Below are 20,167 nucleotides of genomic sequence, written 5' to 3'. Positions count from 1 at the left end.
TTTAGTAAGACGTAGTACGATTCTTACGAAAAACAGCAGTCAAATGTAAATTTGGACTGCTGTTTTTGGTCTGCCTATTATTTTTGCTGCTGCAGCACTTGCAGCATAGCTGCGACAATGCCGTTATGATTGGACAAATGCGCTGCAGTCGTGAGCATCAGCTCTCCGAAATTTTCGGCTTTTTTGAAGTTCTCCGGTACAGGATATCCAATTTGTCTTTCAACGTATTGTAAAGATGTTCGCGTTGTTCTTTCAGCTGAGCGATCATAGTATCCCATGCAGGCTGCTGCCTGGAGGGACAACCATACGCTGGTCTTCCGGGCATTTCGCGAGCAGGTTCATAAAATGATCATATTCAACATTGTATAGGTGAAATACAAATCATTTAATTAGTCCCTTGACTGTTGTCATGTTTATTGTAATCCAATTGGTACCAGATCATGCCCGTAAATAGCACCTTATTCAAATTGTTTGGCGTAAGCGCCGTATCCTCTTTCTTCAAGCTCGGCTTTCGGAATAAATTGTAAAGACGCGGAATTGATGCAGTAGCGAAGACCCGTTGGTTTAGGACCGTCAGAGAATACGTTGCCCAGGAATGAATCCGCTTTGCGGCTTCTAACCACCTCAGTCATACCAAGGAATCCGCCTTTCTTCGAAACGATATTGGCAGGGTCGATCGGTTTGGTAAAACTAGGCCATCCCGTGCCGGCATCATACTTATCCTTGGAACTGAACAGAGGCTCTCCTGAAACGATATCCACATAAATGCCTTCCGCTTTATTATCCCAATATTCGTTATCAAATGGCGGCTCATCTATCCCGTTCTGAGTTACTTGATATTGGAGTTTCGTAAGCATTTTGAGCTTCTCTTCTTTATTAAAATCCTTGGTTACGGTATGCCTTGCAGGAATTTTAACTTCCCGTTCACTCCCCCATTTCGCATCTGCAAAAGCATCTCGGCCCGACATGAACTCGGTGATCTTATAGCTGATCGGGTTTTTCTTGTAATAGTCTTGATGCTCATCTTCGGCTTTGTAGAATACGGAAGCGGCTTCGATCTTGGTGACAATCGGTTTGTCAAACCGTTTGGACGCTGCAAGCGCATCTCTGGATGCCTCGGCCAGCTTTTTCTGATGGTCGCTGTTGTAAAAAATCGCGGCTTGATATTGTTTCCCTCTGTCAACGAATTGACCACCTGCATCGGTAGGATCTACACCCCGCCAGAATACTTGTAATAGTTCGTCATAGGTAACCAAATCAGGGTTAAAAGTAACTTTCACCGATTCAAGATGCCCTGTAAGTCCGGCAGCAACTTCCCCATAGCTCGGATTTTTTTCCGGCCCGCCGATATAGCCGGGGGTAACGCTTGTTACACCGGGAAGTTTTTCGTAAGCCTCTTCTGTGCTCCAAAAACACCCTGCAGCAAAAATAGCCGTTTCATGACGGGCATCCGTTGAGTCGATCAAATTCGCAGTATCCTCTTGTCCCTCTACTGTTTGCGTTTTGTGGAGGAGACCCGAAAAAGCATATACGACAAAAACTAAGAGTGCAGTGAACAGTACATATAATTTACGTTTTGAAACATTCATCCTTACCTTCACCTCCGTAAGATGGAGCTATTCGCTTTTAGTAGTTCAGAAAACAATTCACTTCAAAAAAAGTTCCGGCAACTAATACAAAGAGAAGAAGATATACAACAAATCTTACAGCCAATCTGGTTTTCGTACCGGTCATCCGATCCACTCACCTTTTTTTGTTTATAGTGTTACCTTTGTCCTTTCCCAACAGCGGCTTATCCCTTGATAACCCGTTCCGCCATCCTCCTCCTTTTTGTTACATTTGCATTGTACCAAGACGGGAAGGCGGGCAAATCTGTGCGGAGTCATGGATTTCGAACCAAAAGAGCGCCGTATCGACGTTGAAAACATGATAAATTTCATGGGGGATGCCAAAAGTCATGCCGCTTGTTGTAAACGCAGATGACAAAAAGAGCTGCTGAGTATCAGCAGCTCTTGCTTATTTACATTTACTTGTAAACTTTTGGAACTTCCACTTTATGAGTTGTCCCGTCTTCTGTGAAGTACAGGTGAATTCCGTGGTCCTGATCATCCATAAAATAGGATACATATTTGGGGGATGATGTTTTCATAGGTACGAGCAGCGTGACAATCCTGTGCCCAAGCGCCTCTCGCGTCGTTGCCTTGAAATGCCAGTGGTTCGCCAAGCTCTCCACTTCCTGTGGATCCACATCCTTAAATGTGTTATCTTGCGACAGGCTGAGCTCCCCCGACGAACAATACACGAAGCGGGCCTCCATGTCCGCCTTCTCTCCATTGACTTGAAAAGACTGGTTTTTCAGGCGCATCTCATAGAGTGTATGGAATAACCAATCCACCCGTCCAGGCTGGTAAAGGTCGATATGGTCCACGATGACGAAATAAGATGAGTCAAAAAAATAAATTTCCCGCTCATATCTGTCTACATACGGAACCTCTTCCCGATAGGCTTGGGTTGCATCCATCTTCGTATAAAGGTAATTCCCTCGATCTTCGGCGGTGATGACGGATCCGAAGGCATCCATATTTTTTCTTTTGTCCGTACCGGCGTATTGCCCGTTTCCATCAATGAGAATGGCATTTTTGGATTGGGTCTGTCTTCGCCACTTCATATGCACGGTACTCCCGAACGATCCATAATACCCGCTTTCAATGGCTAACGGCTCACCGTATGCATGCAGGACGAAAGCATTCTGATCTCCATGGCTATGTGAAATGGATCCGTAAGGCGAGCTTTTGGCTAGCAGCATGACATGCTCATCCGGGTTCTCCATCTTGCTGTGCATGGCTACCCAGCCTACATCACGGAACCACTTCAGCGGGGCCAGATCGGCAGGCTCTTTGGCTTCCACTAGCGGATAATCCAGCCGGTACATGATCTCATCGAAGCGGAAATCCCACCAGCCGTAATTGTAGAATCGGTCCTCCGTTCCGGTATCCCGGGCTTTCACTTGTTCAAAATACCATTGGTAATACGGATTTCCCGTAATTCCGGCAAATTGACGGATGTTATAGCCGGTCTTTAGGCTCGGCGGCTCGCCCAAATTGGACATGTCTCCGAAGCTGGCACGGATCGTATCGGGAGAGAATACGTAAAGCGGAAAGTCCCCTGTCTTTTGGAAAAACGGGCGCTGATAGAAGTCGATTCCCGTGAACATTTTCACCAAATTCATCGCTTCCGTCATAAAGGCCATCCCGGTAGTCCAATACATCGGGCCTTCTGCCCATCCGCCGTCCCGTCCTCCCCAAGGCGTATAGAGAGCTGAATAATACTCCAGCGTATAGTCAAGCCAAGTACGGGCTTTGGGCTCCTCATCGAATAAAGCGATACAGCATGGAACCAGCACGGAAGAAAGGGAACGAACCGCATGGCTGTCATAGGGAACATGGTGTATTTTGGAGCGCTCGATCACATGAAACGCTACCTGTTCGGTGCGCCGGAACAGGGTGCTGCGGACTGTTTCCCGCTCCGATGCGGATAATTCCCCGTACAGCCAGTCGTACCCCCAGGCAAGGGCCCCGGCGATACGGAAAGCAGCTTCATCATTATAATCGCGCGATGTGGTTCCCTCGGTATTCCAGTCCGCCGCGTGAAGCAGCCAGGTTTTGGCTTTTTCGATGAGGTCCGCATCTTCCAGAACCACGCCCGCTATACTGAGATTGCGGATGGCGTAAAGCACTTCCTGACAGTCCATATACATCTTTCTCCACAGCTTCGCTACCCGCTTGTTGTCAGGGTAGGGACGGGGCTCTTCGATGAGCGGTTTATCCGTCCATGGCAGTACGGAACAGCGGTAGAAGTCTTCCCATCCGGGAGTAACAGGATCCTGCCTTATGATGGCACGGTATTCCGCAAGCCGTTCTTCTCCCAGCCAAAGCCGGGGATGGGCAGCGGATACACGGGTATAGCGTTCCTGTCTGCCGGGAAGCGGCGTTTCCGGGATTCCTTCCGGCACCTCGAAAGAACGCACCTTACTCCAACCTGTTGCCAGCCTGGAACGGTCGGAAGCCCCTTCTTGTAACAACGCATAACGCCAATAATAACGTGCTGCGGCAAGTGGGCGATCCGGAGTGAACAGGTTTACTGGAAGCGGGCCGAACGACTCCGTTGCTTTCTCCGGAAAATCCGCGGCAGTTGACAATTGCAATACGTACAACTCATCATCCAGCCGTGCAGGCATCCAGGTAAACCTCGGAGGATTCTCCGTAATCTCCGTATATTCATCGGGAGCGTATTGTACCGTAAGCTTCCCTGATTTCGGCTGGTATAATGAAACCTGGCTTAGGCTCATGGATTAAGACCTCCGTATTGTTGTAATGGCTTCGGGTAACCCCGTATGATGATCTGCTGCGATTTCATCCGTTTGCCCGTTTAGGGTAATATGGAGTACCGGGATCCCGTCAGTCCCTTGCTTCCAACCTAACACAGCCCGTTCCGGGCCTGACGTATATATTGCGATGAAACGAGCTTTCGTCCCGAGTTGACGATAGATTAAACCTTCTGTTTCCCGGCTGGGATCATCTGCAGGACCCGGTGCAGTAACGGTCGTAACCTCAGAATTTCCTTCCAACCACAGTGACATTGTTACGTTGCCGTTGGTTTGTTCCTGGGATACTTGGCGCAGTTGAAAGTCGGCTTGGCTTCCGGAGCTGCATCCGTGAAGGCATAATAGAGGCTTAATATAAGGATTCATCTTGCGATCATGCCAATCGTCCGAAGACACAGGAACCCACTGGACTTTGTTTCCATCCCTATCACCGGGAATCAAACCTGCAGCGCTGTACAAATGCCAATCTATGGTGCCGGCATCTTCCAGCTCCACTTCAAACCAATCCAAAAGCCAGGAACCAGTCAGAAGCAAACGCCGGTCCATCACACATCCTTCATAGGCGCCGCTGGAACGAAGATGAAGGAAAGCACCTCTCTCCAATGTCTCGAACCGGATACACTCTCCCCTATGGGGAGCCTGCGAAATCCCGTTCACCGAGACCGTATTGTGGCTGGCGGTCTCCGCGTACCATTCCTTTCTGAGCGCGGAACCGTAGGGCACCATACCGAAATCAGGTGATAAGTCTCCTAATGTATGGCTAAGGCTAATATGCAATTTATCAAAATGCCCGTGCGAACCTCCGTGCGGACCAAAATCCGCCAGAACGGACAGCGGAGACTCCGGGTGCCGCAGCACCGCGAATCCGGTTTCCGGCAGGAGCAGGCTTTCGCGCGGCCCGTATCTTTGCCCCAGATCCCATTCGTCCACACCAAACAGTAGTGCTTCAAGACCGCCGCGGACACGGTTCCCAAACAAATGTTCGTATGCCGCGCCAAGCAAAGGCACATAGGAAAGGTTCCGGTAACGGCTCAATCCGATTTCCACTACCTCTGCAATTTCCCTGCTGTATGGGGTTCGACGATAAGGACCGTCATGCAGGGCGGGAAGAATCCCATGATCATTGGATAGTCCGGCCAAAGCATCGAACATGGACCGAAAGGTCTGTCCTCCGGCCCCTGCAGCCTCGTATAGATCCAAGCCCGCTCTCTCAGCCATCTCGGCCGCGATGAGGTAAGCCCTCAGTACGAATACGTGATAATACGTCGACCCCTCAAATTCAAAGCCATCCCGGTTAACACCAATATCCAGATGATGAAGAATTCCGCCTTTTCCCTCCACGAGGCCGGCTAATTTGTCTTTATCTCCGCGAATCGCATAGATACAAGACAGAGAGGCGTTCAGCCAGGCGGTATAATTGTTCTCCGGATTATCCTTTACGTCAATGAGGATGTGCCTGTATTGGACCATGCTTTGCTCCAGCAGATCCAGAAACTGTTCAACGGCAGGTAAAACGTCCGCGAACGTGATGTCTTCATCCGTAAGCAGCAGGAAGGCCCGGAGCAGTGTCGTTGACCAGATCGCCTCCGTCAAAGCCTGATGAAACGCCCGTCCTTTGAGCATCCAAGGCTGCGCATCCGGATGGACCGGATACTTCGGGAACATTTCCGCATAACGGACGATGATCTGCTTTCCGAGCTCAGCATAGCGCTGCTCTCCGGTACCTGCATAGACAGCTGCAGCCTGTAATGCGAACCTCGCCAGCGATTGATGTTTAAATACCAACCAGGCTCCGCGGTACGGCTCTCCTTCCAAATGACACCCATGAGGGCAGCGGAAGGCCACGGCGTCCGTTTCATAAGGATCAAACTCAAGTTCCGTATGATGTACCGGACAAACATATTGATGCCACCATCCGCCCGGTTCCGCAGGGATAACCATCTCCTGCTCCAAAAGCAAATCCAGCTCCCTTGACAGCGTGCCTAACGTCTCTTCCGCCCAGCGGTATCGCTTAGCCTTCTCGGAGATTCTCATCGCATGAACATGCCTCCGTTTACTTCAATCGTCTCGCCCGTCAAGTAAGAAGCCAGATCCGATAGAAGAAATAAGACCGCTCCCGCCACATCCTCAGGGGTTCCCTCCCGGCCTAAAGGAATGCTCTTGACTGTCGCCTGGCGGGCGGCATCCGGCGTAAAGGCAGCATGAAACGCAGTGTTGCCGATAAAGCCGGGCGAAACACAATTCACGGTAATCCCACTTCCCGCCGCTTCTTTCGCCAATCCTTTTGTATAAGAAAGAATGGCAGCCTTGCTTGCCGCGTATATACTTGCACCCGGTCCGCCGCCGTTATGAGCCGCCACGGATGACATGTTGACGATTCTTCCGTAGCCTTTGTCCCTCATACCTGGCAAAACCGCTTTCGAGACAAAAGCCGTGCTCTTCATATTGACATCCATGACCCGGCTGTAATGTTCTTCCGTCAATTCAATATTCGGTACACGCTGCACCATATGGCCGGCATTATTCACCAAAAGATCGACCGTGCCGCCAAGCTGTTTTTGGATGCCGCGCAGCATCGCGTCAATTTGCTCCGGTACGGTAACATCCGCTTGAAATACTGCCGCCTCGCCGCCCGCCTGGCGGATTTCCTGCGCTGCTTCCTCAGCTTGTGCCTTGCTCCCCAGATAATTCACCGCCACTTTAGCGCCTGCCTTGGCAAGCATAAGCGCACAGGCCCTGCCGATTCCGCCGCTGGAGCCTGTGACCAAAGCAATCTTTCCCTCTAAATCTATCCCTATCATGTTAAAGTCCTCCTTCTATGGATTTGTTCCGGCATTTTCATTGTAAAACGGGTACCGCGGCCCTCCTCGCTGTCCACAAGCAACCCGTACTGTTCTCCAAAAACCAATTGAATCCGCCGGTTTACATTCATGAGGCCGATCCCTCCGCTGTGGTACAGCGTATCTCCGGAGGATTCAGCAAGCCGGTTTTGGCTCAGCCTTTGCCGTAGATCATGCAGCTGGTCTGCGGTCAATCCTGCCCCGTTATCCTCCACTATAAGATAGAAATACCCGCCTTCCGCTTTCGCGTCGATCCGAATGACACTGTTCTCATCTATTCCGTCTGGAAAAGCATGCTGGAAAGCATTCTCCACCAAAGGCTGCAAAGTCAGCCTTACGCATTTTTCCAACAGCAGATCCGGGGCTACAGCGACATCGATTTCAAAATCACGACCGATCCGGTGCTTTAAAATCATTAAATAATTGCGGATATGATTCAATTCATTGGCTATCGTAATCTCTTCCAAGTTCGTTTGAAGCGAGTAACGCAGCATAAAGGCCATCGCTTCCACGATTTCCGAAATTTCCACTGACTTCTGAACGATGGCATAGCCGTCTACCGTTGCGAGGGTGTTATATAAAAAATGCGGGTTAATCTGCAACTGCAGTGACTGATATTCAGCTTTCTGCTTTTCCAGCTCAGTTTCCTGAAGGGCCAATGCGGCCTTCTGGTTCACCAGCTCCGCTTCATATACCCTCTCAATCATTTGTGACAGCCTGGTCACCATCAAGTTGTAGCTGCGCATCAAACCCCCGATTTCATCCGTCCGTTCCGTGCCCTCGATGCGCCGCCAGTTCCCTTTTTCCGTTTCTCTCATTCCTTCTTTGAGCTTACGGATGGGGGTCACAATCGATTCGCCAAACCGGTAGGCCAGCCATAACGCAAAAGCCAGTGTGACAAGGCCTACAATGATGGTAGTGGTGCGTATCGTGTCTATCGGGGCCCGCAGCTCTTCAACCGGCATAGACAAGGTCAGCTTCCATCCGGACTCATCGGAAGCGCGGGTAACGTACAGTCTGTTTCTGCCTTCGGCTTTATGGATAAAGCTGCCTTCGCCACTGTCCATATGGTTTCTAAAAGATTCGTCGGCAATCTCGCCGATCCGCTTTTCCTCAGGATGATACACAAAGCGTCCCTCGGCATCCATGATGAAGAAGTAGCCTTCCTCCCCCAGATCCATATATCTCCAGATTCGGGTTAACTCCTGCACCTTTAGCTCAATTGCAAGCACACCGCTCGGTTCGTAGGAGGAGTACCCCCGTATTCTGCGGGCAAGCGTGATGACATTGGATTGACCGGGATACATTTTTTCCGTGAAAATAGCGATTTCCCCGGTTTCCGGCGTGTTCTCCCATAACCATTTGAGCTGATGACTTGTATCAAAAGGGGTGCCGTTCATCACAGCCCGGCCGTTATTACCTATAAGATAAATCCGGTTAATCTGGGGATATTGAATGGAAACAGGTTCGAGCACGTAACTTTTGATCTGGGAAGAATAATAAAAATGAGCGTAACTGTCATCCGGCGCCATATCGAGAAAATGTTTGACGTCAAAGTTGGAAAGAATCGAATTGCTGACGTCTTTATACGTTTCCAAATACAAGTCAGTCTGGTAAGAAGCATTGTTGATCATCTGCGCGATATATTTCTCCATTTGGCGGTCTAACGCACGGGAGGACTGAAGGTAACTGAACAGACTGACGCTGGCCAAAGAAATGACGATCACGATCAAAAAGTAAATAAAGATTTGGCGGGCAAGCGAACTTTTCATTAGCAATCCATCCCAAGACTGTGCCGGAATTCCGTTGGTGACAACCCCGTATACTTCTTGAACGTCTTGGTAAAATGGGGGTGATCCGCATATCCAACCTCGTAAGTAATGTCGGTGATCCGGTAGTGAGGCAGCTGCAGCAACTTCTTTGCCTTCTCCATTCGCCGGCGAATCCGGTACTGGACAAACGTTTCTCCTGTGGATTGCTTAAATAGCTGGGAGAAATACGACGGATTAAGACCCAGCATTTCCGCTACTTCTTCCAAGGAAGACTCTTTTGCGAGATGGGATTCAATATAAAGTTTAGATTCCTCCACGGGGTCCTTCACATACCCTTTGCGTTTCGCCTGAAGCTTCACGCACACTTCATCCAATGCTTCTCTAAAGGTATCGTAAGCGTCTGCAATCCCTTCCCCTTCCAAGCAGCCGGCCTTCGCTTCGAACAAGTAGACGTCACGTCCGTTCAGTCTCTTAACAAGCAGGCAGTAGAGCTCACGCAGCAGTTCCATTTTTTGCTTTGGCTTTACTTCGCAGCGGCAGAGTTCTGCATGCCACCCATCGAGCAGTTCAGCTAAAACGTCCTTGCGTAATGACCATATGGCTTCTTCGATCTGATCGGCCAAATCCTCAAGCCGGGTGATGGAAAGGCAGGAATACAGGTTCTGTTTCTGCATGACAGAAGCCAACTTTTCCAAAATATGATGCACTTTGTCGCGGGACACCGGTTTTAAAAGATACTCTTTCACCCCGTAGGACATACATTGCCTGGCATATTCAAAATCCCCGTATCCGGACACCACAACGATTTGCAGGTCCATGCCCAATTGGGACACTTGGCGGCACAGTTCAATGCCGTCCATCTTAGGCATTCGAATATCCGTGAAAACAAAATCAGGAGTGTCCTTCTCCATTGTTTCCATCGCTTCCAAACCATTCTCCGCGGTGCGGATGTCGGCAACCAGATCATGCCGTTCCCCAACAAGCATGGCCAGACTCTGCCTTATAATAGGTTCGTCGTCTACGATTAACACACGGTACATCGGAACACTCCTTATTTGAGGCTGTTTTTTACCGCATAAGCGAGGTAAGTTTACGATTCGATAACGGCTTTTCTTATTTTCGTCTCGATTCGATTACGCCTTGTTTGTTTTTGAATTTCTCGGTTGCTTCTTTAATGACGTCGTTTCCGCCTTTGGCTTTCCACTCATCAACTACTTTCGGCCAATTGCTGATCGGTTCCTTGCCATACACCATTTTCACCATATGATTCAGCAATACCGGCGGCGCTTGGTCGGAAATCGGGGAGATATCCGGATTTTTCTGGAGCGATTCAAGCCGGGGCTCGAAGGAAATGCCGTCGCGGCCTTCTTTGGCCAGAACATCGTCATACAGCTGCATGAGCTTTTTGCCTTCTTCAGTCAGGCTCAACGAACCTTTGTTATAAGTAGTATCCTGGACCATCCACAAGAATGCTTGGCGGTAACGTTCCTCATCCACTTCCTCCGGCGTAACCGGTGCTTTGTAATTGATCGTACCGTTGTCCACTGTATAATTTTCGCCTTCAATACCGAACGTGAAGAATTTCTCCGCTTCGTCGCTAACCATCCAATCAAAGAATTTAATAATGCCTTCCGGGTTCTTTACGTTCTTGTTAATGAAATAAGCACGCGGCACCGATCCGTACAAGTAATGCCCGCCTTTGCCATCCGGACCTGTCGGAGAAGGGATGATCGCCAGCTTAGCTGTAGGAACACTCGCTTTCAGCTGCTTTTCCCATTGAAGAAGCTCGTTTGCGTTCATGGTCCAGATGCCCGCTTTGCCCGCGAGAATCGTTTCCTTGAATTTCGTCGGGTTGATGGTAGCGAACTCTTTGTTGATCAGCCCTTCATCGTACATCGTTTTGTACGTGGTCAGCGCCTTCATCATATTTTCATTATCCATGAATTTCGGCACGACCTGATCACCCTGCTGTTCAAACATGGAGAGGTAAGGGAATACGTCATATGCTCCGAAGAACGTATCCGAATAACGGAAATTCTCACGACCCATATAAGGGTTTTCCACACCGAGCTCTTTGAACTTGCGCAGTACCGTCAAGTACTCTTCCACTGTCTTCGGCACAGGAAGCCCGGCCTTCTCCAGCAAATCCTGGCGGATCCAGGTAGCGCGGCGGGATGGATTCGACAACCACTCCGGAATCGCATAAATCTTGCCTTCGTACGATACGTTAGCCCATACGTCCTTTGGAATTTTCGCCAGCAGATTCTGGCCGTACTTCTGGAGCAGCTCATCCAGAGGCTGGAACACGCCCGCCTGTACGGAACCTGCCATTTCCTTCCCGTTCACGCCGCCGCTTCCTTGTACCACATCAGGAATATCATTCGTGGCGAACATTTGGATCATCTTCTGCTCGAAATCCTTGTGCGGTACAAGCACAATGTCCAGATCCGTGTCCGTTAATTCTTCGGTTTTCTTCACCCATTTGTCCTGGTTGATATCAGATGAGTTTTCAACGTAATTAAAATTCAAGGTACGCATAGAGATCGAAAACTTCGTCTTTTCCGGCGGTTTCACCTCTTCCACCTTGTTGCCTTCTGTTTTGTTACCCTTAACCGGTTCCGCCGTTTCTTTCGCACAGCCGGCCAACATCCCCGTAGCCAGTACGCCAGCCAGAACCATTGCAGCCCACTTCTTCATACCCGTCCCCTCTTTCCCTAAGGTCATTATAAGTGAAAAGCCCTTTTTAAGATAGCGCTTACATCACTATGTCATTTATTGTAAGTGGCCTCTGCTCTTCTTCACAATGGAGCCTCTTTGTATCGATTTGTGTTTTCTTTAGCAGGCCGCAGACACCGGTTTCTAGGATTTGATGGAACCGATCAATAATCCCTTTACAAAATGCCGCTGCAGAAAAGGATAAATCATAATGATCGGAATCGTTGCAACGATAATGACCGCCATCTTGATGCCTTCCGGTGAAGAGTGGGCAAGGTCGCTGAACTGAGAGGAGGAAGGATCGATCGCAATATCGTCCGCCGTGATCATTTGGCGCAGCTTCACTTGCAAAGGCCATAAGCTCGGCTTATTGATGTAATAAAGTGCGGATTGGAATGTATTCCAATGGCCGACGGCGTAAAAGATACCAAGCGAAGCCATGACCGGCTTAGACAGCGGGAGGACGATATTCCACAGAATCCTCAACTCGCCGCACCCGTCGATTCGCGCAGAGTCGATCAACTCGCCCGGAATTTGCATAAAGAAGGACCTCATTACAAAAAAGTTAAACGCAGAAATGGCTCCCGGGATCATAAGGGCCCACAGCGAGTTCATCATGCCGAGTTCCTTGATCAGGATGAAGTTTGGAATCAGCGGTGCGCTGAATACCATGGTGATTAGGACAAGCAGCACGACGTATTTGCGTCCGATAAATTCCTGGCGGGACACCGGATATGCTAACGATGCGGTTGCAGCTAGGTTAATCAGAGTACCAAGTACGGTAATGTAAACAGTTACACCGAAAGCGCGCCAGATGGGAGCATTGCTGAATACATATTGGTAATTGATCCATGTGAATTCGACCGGCAAAAAGGTTACTTTACCGGTAGTTACCGCAGTGGAAGAACTAAGCGATTGGGCGAGCACATTGACGAAAGGCAAAAACATACAAAGTGCAAGTAAAGTCAATAACGTCATATTGAATACGTTGAATACTTTTTGGCCCGGAGTGATTCTGTGCATGCGGGGTTTGCCTCCTAATACAAGCCTTCGCCGGTGGTTTTTTTACTGAAATAATTCCCGATCAGCACCAGCACAAGACCCACCACTGATTTAAACAATCCCATTGCGGTTGTATAGCTGTACTGCTGCTGCAAAAGTCCTGCTTGATAGATATAGGTGTCAAGGATCTCGCCATTCTGCGTATTCAGCGGATTCAGAAACACAATGACCCTCTCAAAACCGAAATCCAGAAACTTACCGATATGAAGCAAAAACAAAATCATGATCGTAGGCAGCAAGGCAGGCAGTGTGATGGAAAGGGTCTGCCTCCAACGCCCCGCTCCGTCTACTTCGGCCGCCTCGTACAGGTCCGGATTGATGCTTGCCAACGCTGCGAGATAGATGATCGTGCCGTATCCGCTGTCCCTCCAAATGCCGGAAGATACCAGAATCGTACGGATGTAGGATTCTTCTCCCAGGAAATAAATCGGCTCCATCCCGAACCAGCCCAAGAAGTGGTTTACCGCACCGGTGGAGGGCGAAAGAATCCCGACTGCGATTCCGCTGACAACAACCCAGGACAGAAAATGAGGCATATATACAATAGTTTGGAGAACCCGTTTGTACAGCACCAGCCTAAGCTCGTTCAGCAGCAAGGCCAGGATAATCGGTGCCGGAAACGCGATGATCGTGTCATACAGGCCAATCAGAAGTGTGTTCTTCAGAATCCGCAGGAAGTCGTAGTGCTCAAACATAGCCCGAAATTGATCGAAACCGACCCATTCGCTTCCGAACATTCCCTTGAAGATGTTGTAGTCCTGAAAAGCAATGACTGACCCGGCCAACGGCACATATTTAAAGATAATAAAGTAGATAATTCCCGGTAAAGCCAGGAGGTACAGCGTCTTGTACTGCCACATGGATTGGAGAAGTGAACTTTTCACTCTAGCTCGGTGACCGAGCCGTTCAGCTATCATTACTTTAGCCACAGCTGCCTCCCCCCGGCCTTTTCGCCTGTTTTAAATGTTCAGGCGCATTGTCATCCAGCGGGATTTCCTCAAAGGTGATGGAAATAAACTCGGGTTCGCGATAGATGATCCTTGAAAGTTCTCGGGTAAACACCTCTACTATTTCTGCTTTCTGCTCCTGAGTGCGTCCCTCATACATTTTGATCGTAATCTCAGGCATAGGTTCCTTCCTTTCTGTAAAAAGATTGACTGCCACACTCTTAGTGTAAGCGCCTTCTTCATTGCCAGCTATGGGTTCGCTTTTTCCGGTCTTGTGTTTTTTTTAGGTCACCCGCAACAAGATGAAGGTAAACCTTCTATTGCATGAAGACGTAAATAGGCCCGGCAAGCCTTCCCGGGGATGAATCATCCCCCGGGAGTCCGGCCTGCCGGGCTGCTATTCTGTTAATGTAATCCGAGTTTACGATACAGGTTTGGAAAGAACGGCAAACGTCCCGTTTGTTTTACTCTTCATTACTGCTGTCACCGCTCCGTTCTCCTCTTTAACGAGGACAGGGACCAAACGGTACCTTCCCGTTTCCGGCTCCAATATGCCCCCGGTGACGAACTTGGGAGCAGGCGGGGTGCCCAAGGTAAACGAAAGTGTAATGAATTGATTAGCAGACTCGATCTCTTTCACGACTCCGCCGGATTCGATGCTTAAGTTGAACAGTACCGGCAGGACCAATAAGAAAGCGTCGTTACTTGACAGCCCCGCTTCCCCGCCGGATCCATCCGTTTGAGGAACTTTCTTCATACTGATAGTCACATACCAGCCGTCCGCTAACTCGGTCAGATGGTCCTTAAGAGCAAGGACAGGCAGCTCGTATCCCGCCGTATTCGTTTGAATGTAAATATGCAGTCCCGGCAGTTCTTTTTGGGCATTCGCTAAAACACGCCCCGGCAATTTCACTTGAACGGCGTCCACTGTATCCGAAACGGATAGGGTTATTTTACGGACCGTGCTTTCTTGTGCCTTCAACCTGAGCATCGCCTGCTCAAGAAGTTCGTCATTCAATAGGACCTGAATTCCGTTCCCGCCGTCTGCGAGCTGATTCTTCGTTACATCTGCCGCTTCCTGGCCAATGACAACGCCTTCACCCGGAATCGCGGCGATAGGCGGCTCTACATAGATGACGTCCGTCCCGGGATAGGACTCGTAGTTTACTCCGGAATTTTCCAACAGGTTATTTTCCACCCTGATTCCTGTACCTGCTTCGATGCGGATTCCATTCACGTTACCGGTAATGGCATTATTAAAAATCTGCACCTTCTGAGGAATTCCTGCTCCGATACTGCCCGCATTGGCGTCACCTAAGTCTTCAGCCAGCACGATGCCGGTGTAGTCTACCGCCGTATTGTTGCGTATTACATTGCTCTTTACGATCGTCCCGGGCGCATTTTGCAGATAGATCCCCTTGGCATCCACGACGGAAACCGTATTTTGGATCGTGTTGTACTCGATTCTTGTGTCGCGTGAGCCCATATGGACTTTAATTCCTTCACGGGAATTTTCAATCCGGTTGTGATGAATGTAATTCCCCGGCCCTGCGGCATCATGGTTGCTAGGCGCCGTTCCGCCGGTGTTGCCCACGCCGATCCCGGCTCCGGTTAAGACACCGCTGATGAGGTTGCCGTGAATTTCATTCAAATACTCATCTTCGCCGTGGAGATCAATGGAGTCCAGCACAGTCCCTGTATAGGTGTTCTCACGAATAAGATTGTTATGCGCATAAAATTGCAACAGGGTTCCATGGCGCAGATAAGGCCCTTCAAACCGGTTATGTTCCACAAGATTGAACAGGGTATCGTTATCGTAACCCAGCCTGTCGGTTTTCGCGGTTCCTTGGATCGATACGCCATACCCGGCGCCTCCCCCGGCCACATCCGTCGCATTCCGGAATGTACTTCCCCGCACGGTAATTTCACGGCTGTTGGAGATCCGAACCCCCATCCGCTCGAACTTTTCCACCGTTACGGAGTCGATTGTAATTCTGTACGATGCCTTGCTGCCGAAATCAGATATCGTAATCCCATATTGCGGACCGCCTTTGTCGGGGTTGGCTACCTGATGATTATTGGAATATTGACCGTTCCATGTTGACGTGATCAGCAAATTTGACACCAGAATATCGTGCTGGTTAACGGCCTTTAGAACGGTACTGTTATTTAACAAGTTAAAATTGGTTTTCAGGACGGTACCCTGCTGCGACTCGCCCCGAACATTCACCCCGCTCTTCAGCAAAAGATTGGACGCCCCGTCCGAAGCAGCGCTATTGAGATTATAAATCCCGTCCGGCAGATACACCTCGTCACCGGGCTGTGCAGCGTCAATAGCAGCCTGCAAAGCACCCCTGTCGTCCGACGCAGAATCCTCACGATCCGCTCCGAAATCAACGACATTGATGGTTCGGCCGGTTACCGGATTCGGAATGTGAGGGGTATATCCCGTTCCATCCGGATGATAAAACCCTGCCTTTGTATAAGGCACAGTGCCTGCTGGAGGTCCAGGGGTAAAGGAAGGCACCACAGCCACAGGCATATCCCCTGCCGGATGCGGCTTATAGATTTGCACCTCCGTTAAGCTGTTGTACAGATTCGATGTATTGCCATGTCCGATATAGCGTACATACCTAGCCTGAACATCCGGGAAATTAAAAGCTTCCAATGCAGTCGTCAGCCCGCTGCTGGAACCGGTGTACACAGATGTCCAGTTGATGGCATCATGGGACACCTCGAGATCAAACCGGGAAGTCCGGCTGGAGCCGTTATGGAACGCAATACCGAGATAGCCGATTTCCTGAACGTTGCCAAGATCATACTGTATCCATTCTCCGTCTCTGGCAAAGGAAGACCATCTTGTTGTCAGATTTCCATCGATCGTGTTCGCAGGCAAATTGCCGTCGGTCGAACTGGCCTCCACCTCGCTAACCGGGTAGGACACGATATCTTCGCTTAATGTGGTTTTTGTAACTGCCGGTCCCCCTGTGCTGGATAGCCCGGCTGCATCCCTGGCTTCAATCCGGAACGTATAGACACTAGACGGTGTCAGGCCTTGGGCCGTATAGTACGTACTCCCGGTCACCGTGCCGAGCAAGGCATCGTTGGCATACACTTGATACTCCGTGACCGCTTGATTATCGGCAGCCGGTGTCCAGGTAAGCTGAGCAAAATCCTTGCCGTAATTGGTCACCGTCAACCTGGTTCCCTCCGGCCAGGAAGGGGGCGCCTCATCTGGCGTCTCGGTAAGACGGGTCACTTCTAGCGTCGGTTTCAAGATACTGGTGCTTGCTGTTTCCTTGGAAGATAAGGTTACATTTTTGTTCAATCCTTGAGAGTCGATGGCAAGAAAAGATACGTTCCCATCCCCTCCATGCGCTGCCATAAAACTGTTTAAATCCGGCGTTGATATGGAATATACCGTATTCGTGCCTGTATTCACAGTAAAGGTTCCAATGTAAAAAGCAGACTTCCCGATACCGCTCACTTCAACCCGGTCCGCAGGGTGATTGGACGAATTCGTCCAGTTCCTTGACGTTTCTTCCCAGTTGTCGTCAGCCAAACCGTAAACATCAAAGGGAACCGGCACCTGCGGCGTGTTCGAACCCCATTTGGCATTCAGCTTAAAAGCAAATTCATAAGAAATCCCGGGTTCCGGGGCCAAGTATTCCGCCGGAACCGGGAACTTATAATAGGCGATCCGCCCCTGGGTCCCGTCAGCAGAGCTTTTGATCGTAAAATTCCCTTCCGAAGCGGTAGGTGATGTCTTCGTATCCCATGAAACGGCCGGTGCCGCAATATCGACCGCCACATCCGCACTTGCAACGATAGTGGCAGCAACACTTCTGCTTGCTTCCGCTCCCGCCGTTAGAACCGGCCCCTGCAGCGGCAGGGACAGCGTCAACGCCATCCCAAAAAGGACAAAGCGTGATTTCCAAACATTTACATTGTTTCTCATAAACAACCTCTTTCCCTCTGATCCAATTTAAGGAGCATTCGTTCCTACTGAAGCGCCGTTGAGAGGGACCCTGGACACAGCTGCCGTACTATACTCGTCGGCACCGGTATCCGCTCCGCCGCTTCGCACATGACCATCCATGTCGTCCGTTATATACGTATACGTTCCTGAGGAAGCATTAATCGCCGGGCTTCCCGCGCTTAGCTTTTGCAGCTCGTCGACCGTGGATAACAGAGGGTCCACTTGTCTCACCTGTGAACTAGTTGCGGTAATGCCTACGGCAGCCGTGCCGGTCGGGAAAGCGATATTCCCTTCATAAAGCATATTGACCGGAGCTTTATACTCATTGATCAGTTTGCCGGCAGACCCTTTGATTACGTTGTTTGCGATTTTACTGTCCACCGGGGCTAGTGAGTAATTTTTACCGATTTCAATTCCTGTAACATTGTTTACAAGCGTGTTATTGGTAATTTCGGCACGGTATACCCGCCAATGCGCATTCAGTGCGCCGCTGGTATCCACGTCTCCGCCGTCGATTGCGATCGCAGCGTCGTACCCGGACCCGGTTAAGCCTTCAAAATAGTTGTTATAAATTTTATGGTCCTGCCCATAGATACGAATGCCGCCCAACCCTGCTTTCGTACCGTCCCCGAGAAAGAAATTTCCATAAAAGCTGTTTCCGTTACCATGCCTGGACGAAACTACGCCTTGAGAGTTCCGAATCGTGTTGTAACGGAATATATTTTTGCCGCTCTTAATGGACACGATTTCCGGATCGCCGTCACAGCCTTCAAACAAATTATATTGCAAAGTAATGTATCCGTCGGACATCGAGATTTCGCTCCAACCCACACGAATCGCTTCCATTTCATTCGTCGCCCTCGGGCCGATATTGCGGAAATGGTTGTATTCTACCACATCGTATTGGGATACCTGCGTACTCGAACCGTCAAACGTGATGAAATTGCCCAGGTCATGCTTTTCTTCAAACAGATTGTGGTCGATCCGGTTATGATGGCTGTTCGCCCCGCCGATATAGAGCCACTTCAGGGAAGAGCCGTTCTCTGTCAGTCGGAAATGGTTTCTGGTCATCCGAATATAGCTGGAGCTCGTTAATTTTATGGCTGAGTTTCCTGTATTCGTAAATTTGAAGCCTTCCAACACAATATAGGATGAATTGGTAACTGTGAAATAGGCACTCCCGGAGATAACAGCCATGTTCCTGTTCGCAGCTTTTATCGTAATCGGGCTGGCTGAGGTGCCGTTCTTGTTGCTAATTGAGAAAGAACCGCTCTTAGTGTAGGTTCCATCCGCCACAACTATCGTTGTGCCTGCCGCAGCATTGGCTATCGCCGTGTCCAGCTGAGCAGACGTAGAGACATTCACTGTATTTCCCCCGCCGCTGGTTCCCGCTGCGGATGTTGCACTTACCGAGTTGGAAACAGCTGAAGCGTTCCCTGCTTCATCTTTGGTTTGGATTGCAAAATAATACGTTGTGGAGGCATTCAGGCCGGAAACGGTAAACGTTTGATTTGTGCCTGATACCAGGGGAGCAGGCTCATTGGCTGCTTGAGACGCTGAGGAAAAATTGGAATCGGTTATGGGAGCTAAACTGTAGCGTACGTCATAGGATGAAGCGGTCCCTGTGTTGCCGTCATCTCCGGGTGCCGTCCAACTCAATTGGACTGAAGAGGAAGTCGGGTTCCCTGCAGCGAGATTGGTTATCGCCGAAGGTGCGGACGTATCCGAACTAGGGGCATTCCCGTCAACCAAAACCTCATCAAAGGCGGATACGCCGTTCGCATAAAATCCGATTTTGCCTGAAGTCAAACTCGCTTCCGTACCTTGAACCATCAGAACTCCGTCAACATAGCCTTTTAGGGACGTACCGTTGACCTCTAATTTTAGTTCATAAAAAGTACTGGTATTGGCAGTGAAGGAAACTTGTTGGATTGTTGAGGTGCTTCCTGCCACTTTCTTGTTCAGAAGCAGGCTGCCGTTGTACATAATGAGGAAATAGTAGTTGTTGCTGTTCTGGTACCTGGCTACGATCCCGTTCCGAACAGCGGTGGAGCCTGTTTTCACTTTTGCGGAGTAAGTGTAGTTGGACCAAGCGGACTGACCATTAGTGGCAAGAAAGGTATTTCCAGTGGAAGTTTGGCTCACCGCCTTCGTTCCGTCCGTTACGATACTCCAGCTTCCGTTCGAACTTGCGTTGGTCCAAGAGTTATATGGAAAAGCGGATGCGGTTTCAAAATCATCGGAAAACAAGGATGCAGCGTATACTTGCTTTGCGGATGGGAACAGCGTAAGCAGAAGGAGAAGTGACAACAACATCTGAATCCAGCCGAAGGCATTTCGGTTTCCGTTGCTATGGGCCATAAACATAACTTCATCTCCTAATATTCAATTTTGAGTAAAACGCTTACATTTCTACTCCCAAGAGCCTCCTTTCTCCTATAGTTCGACCGTCTTGCAGTCCAAATTAT

Annotated in this window: 13 protein-coding genes; all 13 read right to left on the bottom strand. The window is 49.7% G+C overall.

The genetic code is table 11. The features are described 5' to 3' along the window. Positions 1–77: 77 nt before the first annotated feature. The 13 genes from ACFSUF_RS07590 to ACFSUF_RS07530 all read right to left on the bottom strand — a co-directional run bounded on the left by ACFSUF_RS07590 (position 78) and on the right by ACFSUF_RS07530 (position 20,066). Positions 78–278 (bottom strand): hypothetical protein, encoded by a 201-nt coding sequence (locus ACFSUF_RS07590; RefSeq protein ID WP_377601670.1) that lies wholly within the window; start codon positions 276–278, stop codon positions 78–80. Positions 279–458: 180 nt separating this feature from the next. Continuing rightward, complete coding sequence (msrA, locus tag ACFSUF_RS07585) at positions 459–1,589, bottom strand: peptide-methionine (S)-S-oxide reductase MsrA (protein ID WP_377601668.1); 1,131 nt, start codon at positions 1,587–1,589, stop codon at positions 459–461. Positions 1,590–2,026: 437 nt separating this feature from the next. Continuing rightward, the gene (locus ACFSUF_RS07580; protein WP_377601666.1) at positions 2,027–4,348 is read right to left on the bottom strand and encodes a DUF4962 domain-containing protein; all 2,322 of its coding nucleotides are present in this window, start codon (positions 4,346–4,348) and stop codon (positions 2,027–2,029) included. A 3-nt stretch (positions 4,349–4,351) separates the two neighbouring features. Then, on the bottom strand, positions 4,352–6,418 hold the full coding sequence (locus ACFSUF_RS07575) for a heparinase II/III domain-containing protein (protein ID WP_377601664.1): 2,067 nt from the start codon (positions 6,416–6,418) through the stop codon (positions 4,352–4,354). Next, the gene (locus ACFSUF_RS07570) at positions 6,415–7,182 is read right to left on the bottom strand and encodes an SDR family NAD(P)-dependent oxidoreductase (RefSeq protein WP_377601782.1); all 768 of its coding nucleotides are present in this window, start codon (positions 7,180–7,182) and stop codon (positions 6,415–6,417) included. The genes ACFSUF_RS07575 and ACFSUF_RS07570 overlap by 4 nt, the downstream gene beginning before the upstream one ends. Beyond that, a complete protein-coding gene (locus tag ACFSUF_RS07565) occupies positions 7,182–8,996 on the bottom strand; it encodes a cache domain-containing sensor histidine kinase (protein WP_377601662.1) in 1,815 nt (604 codons plus the stop codon). Before ACFSUF_RS07565 ends, ACFSUF_RS07570 begins: the two co-directional genes overlap by 1 nt. Then, positions 8,996–10,036, bottom strand: a complete 1,041-nt coding sequence (locus ACFSUF_RS07560; RefSeq protein WP_377601660.1) for a response regulator transcription factor — start codon at positions 10,034–10,036, stop codon at positions 8,996–8,998. Before ACFSUF_RS07560 ends, ACFSUF_RS07565 begins: the two co-directional genes overlap by 1 nt. A gap of 73 nt (positions 10,037–10,109) precedes the next feature. Continuing rightward, on the bottom strand, positions 10,110–11,693 hold the full coding sequence (locus tag ACFSUF_RS07555; protein WP_377601658.1) for an extracellular solute-binding protein: 1,584 nt from the start codon (positions 11,691–11,693) through the stop codon (positions 10,110–10,112). Positions 11,694–11,855: 162 nt separating this feature from the next. Continuing rightward, positions 11,856–12,734, bottom strand: a complete 879-nt coding sequence (locus ACFSUF_RS07550; protein WP_377601656.1) for a carbohydrate ABC transporter permease — start codon at positions 12,732–12,734, stop codon at positions 11,856–11,858. 14 nt (positions 12,735–12,748) lie between these two features. Continuing rightward, a complete protein-coding gene (locus tag ACFSUF_RS07545; protein ID WP_377601781.1) occupies positions 12,749–13,690 on the bottom strand; it encodes an ABC transporter permease in 942 nt (313 codons plus the stop codon). Positions 13,691–13,694: 4 nt separating this feature from the next. Then, positions 13,695–13,901 (bottom strand): tautomerase family protein, encoded by a 207-nt coding sequence (locus tag ACFSUF_RS07540; RefSeq protein WP_377601654.1) that lies wholly within the window; start codon positions 13,899–13,901, stop codon positions 13,695–13,697. A gap of 240 nt (positions 13,902–14,141) precedes the next feature. Then, positions 14,142–17,678: a discoidin domain-containing protein gene (locus ACFSUF_RS07535; RefSeq protein ID WP_377601652.1), complete on the bottom strand. Its 3,537-nt coding sequence runs from the start codon at positions 17,676–17,678 to the stop codon at positions 14,142–14,144. A gap of 27 nt (positions 17,679–17,705) precedes the next feature. Further along, on the bottom strand, positions 17,706–20,066 hold the full coding sequence (locus tag ACFSUF_RS07530; protein ID WP_377601650.1) for a chondroitinase-B domain-containing protein: 2,361 nt from the start codon (positions 20,064–20,066) through the stop codon (positions 17,706–17,708). Positions 20,067–20,167: the final 101 nt, after the last annotated feature.

The organism is Paenibacillus gansuensis, assembly GCF_042684925.1.
In the GTDB taxonomy this organism is placed as follows: Bacteria; Bacillota; Bacilli; order Paenibacillales; family DY6; genus Paenibacillus_N; species Paenibacillus_N gansuensis.
The sequence above is the reverse complement of the archived record's forward strand: the minus strand, read 5'-3'. Positions and strand labels throughout refer to the sequence as shown.

Coding starts and splice junctions, on each gene's coding strand:
- ACFSUF_RS07590 (WP_377601670.1), bottom strand. CDS start 278: ATGGGATACTATGATCGCTCAGCTGAAAGAACAACGCGAACATCTTTA.
- msrA (WP_377601668.1), bottom strand. CDS start 1,589: ATGAATGTTTCAAAACGTAAATTATATGTACTGTTCACTGCACTCTTA.
- ACFSUF_RS07580 (WP_377601666.1), bottom strand. CDS start 4,348: ATGAGCCTAAGCCAGGTTTCATTATACCAGCCGAAATCAGGGAAGCTT.
- ACFSUF_RS07575 (WP_377601664.1), bottom strand. CDS start 6,418: ATGAGAATCTCCGAGAAGGCTAAGCGATACCGCTGGGCGGAAGAGACG.
- ACFSUF_RS07565 (WP_377601662.1), bottom strand. CDS start 8,996: ATGAAAAGTTCGCTTGCCCGCCAAATCTTTATTTACTTTTTGATCGTG.
- ACFSUF_RS07560 (WP_377601660.1), bottom strand. CDS start 10,036: ATGTACCGTGTGTTAATCGTAGACGACGAACCTATTATAAGGCAGAGT.
- ACFSUF_RS07555 (WP_377601658.1), bottom strand. CDS start 11,693: ATGAAGAAGTGGGCTGCAATGGTTCTGGCTGGCGTACTGGCTACGGGG.
- ACFSUF_RS07550 (WP_377601656.1), bottom strand. CDS start 12,734: ATGCACAGAATCACTCCGGGCCAAAAAGTATTCAACGTATTCAATATG.
- ACFSUF_RS07545 (WP_377601781.1), bottom strand. CDS start 13,690: ATGATAGCTGAACGGCTCGGTCACCGAGCTAGAGTGAAAAGTTCACTT.
- ACFSUF_RS07540 (WP_377601654.1), bottom strand. CDS start 13,901: ATGCCTGAGATTACGATCAAAATGTATGAGGGACGCACTCAGGAGCAG.
- ACFSUF_RS07535 (WP_377601652.1), bottom strand. CDS start 17,678: ATGAGAAACAATGTAAATGTTTGGAAATCACGCTTTGTCCTTTTTGGG.
- ACFSUF_RS07530 (WP_377601650.1), bottom strand. CDS start 20,066: ATGTTTATGGCCCATAGCAACGGAAACCGAAATGCCTTCGGCTGGATT.